This is a genomic window from uncultured Cyclobacterium sp. (assembly GCF_963976465.1).
GTDB lineage: Bacteria > Bacteroidota > Bacteroidia > Cytophagales > Cyclobacteriaceae > Cyclobacterium.
This window is the reverse complement of sequence record NZ_CAXBOC010000711.1, coordinates 1-1,755: the sequence shown is the minus strand read 5'-3', so window position 1 is coordinate 1,755 and position 1,755 is coordinate 1. Positions and strand designations below refer to the sequence as shown.

Sequence of the window (1,755 nt, the reverse complement as noted above, 5' to 3'; positions counted from 1 at the left end):
GATTCGCTTAAAATCAGATACCTTCACTAAGGTAGATTTTGTTCCGGGGTATTTTTTACGTGTAGGGATTGGAATTGGCAAAGAAGGCCTTTCCATGAAAGACAAAATAAGAAGCTATAGTGTTTGGGATCTTAACAAACAGCAAGGTTTTTTGGATTTGGCCATCGCTACCCACAGCAAGGGTATAGGAGCTCAGTGGGTAGAAAAAAGCCAACCGGGTGATCAAGTCTATTTTAAATGGAAAAAGGGAAAATTTCTAGTTGACCATTCCGCGGATAGTTACCTTATGATAGGAGATTTATCTGCCTTGTCACATTTGTACGTCATTCAGAGAAACCTTGAGAAGGGGAAGCAAGTCGATGGTATTATTTATAATTCTAACGAAAAGGAAATGTTTGCTGATACAGACCACACCAATCCATTTGGTTTCTATGAAATGCCTTTAAACCCTCAAGAAGAAGTTTTGAAACTGGTAAAAGAAAAGGTGGGAAAGATGCAAGGGAAGCAGATGGTTTATATCGCCGGAGACAGTAGGATTTGTATTCAGTTAAATAAATATTTTAGAAAAGAGTTAGGTTGGGACAGCAATCAAGTAAAGACCAAGCCATTTTGGAATCCGGAGAAAAAAGGTCTTGAATAATAGTTACATCATAGAATTCTTTGAGGCTTTTATTTATATTTAAAAGGAAAGGTTGGGAAAATCTGTAGGTTCTGCCTTTGTCTTGATGTTTTATGAGCCGATTTTCGCTACACCCTTTTCTTCAAAATTTCCTTTCAATAGTATCATCGACGATTTCGAAAAATAGTATCATTATTTAAAATAAAAGTAATAGTGTCTCTAATAGTCCTTTGGTATATTTGATCAAGCAAATACCGATATGACTATAAAAATGAGAGAAAGCCTAGTGCTTAAGAAATTAAGGGACGGAGAAAATGTCTGTTCTTTTAAAGTAAACTTGGCAGATGCCCGCGTTGTTGAAATTGCCGCACAGGCAGGGTTTGATTGTTTGTGGCTGGATCAGGAGCACATTGGGCAGGATTGGTCCATTTTGGCTGCCCAAATTTGGGCAGCCAAATCTCAGGGAAAAGATACTTTAGTAAGGGTGCCTAGGGGAAGTTACAGCGATTATGTAAAACCCTTGGAACTCGATGCCAGTGGAATCATGGTACCTCATATCATGAGTTTGGCAGATGCCAAGAAGGTAATAGAGATGACGCGTTTTCATCCCATAGGAAAGCGAGCCATTGATGGAGGAAATGCGGATGGGGCCTACGCCGCCGGAGATTTTAAAGCCTACCTAAGAGATGCTAACCAACAGCGTTTCGTAATTTTTCAAATAGAAGATCCTGAACCATTAGAAAATTTGGAGGAAATCGCCAAATTAGATGGTTTTGACATGTTGTTTTTTGGTCCCGGAGATTTTAGCCAGGCCATTGGAGCTCCCGGCGATATGGATCACCCAAAAATTCAAGAAGCCAGACAAAAGGTGGTAGAAGTGGCAAGGAAATATGGCAAGTTTGCCGGTACCACAGGCCCTATAACCAAGGTAGCTGAATACCAGGACATGGGATATCAGTTTATAAGCATAGGTGCAGATGTTTTGACGCTCACGAAGTATTGTGCTGACCTGGTGGCTGGTTTTGGAAATACAGCTGAGAAGGTGGACAATGAAAAGGGGTATTACGGCGCCAAAAAATGAAGCGTAGTCTATTAGGAAATACCGGAATAGAAGTCTCTCAAATCGCTTTCGGGGG

At 40.5% G+C, this 1,755-nt stretch carries 2 protein-coding genes; both read left to right on the top strand.

The genetic code is table 11. The features are described from left to right. A partial coding sequence (locus tag AAC037_RS24160; RefSeq protein WP_339906236.1) for an SIP domain-containing protein occupies positions 1–640 on the top strand: 640 nt, incomplete at its 5' end. A 250-nt stretch (positions 641–890) separates the two neighbouring features. Next, on the top strand, positions 891–1,700 hold the full coding sequence (locus tag AAC037_RS24155; protein ID WP_339906234.1) for an aldolase/citrate lyase family protein: 810 nt from the start codon (positions 891–893) through the stop codon (positions 1,698–1,700). Positions 1,701–1,755 lie beyond the last annotated feature (55 nt).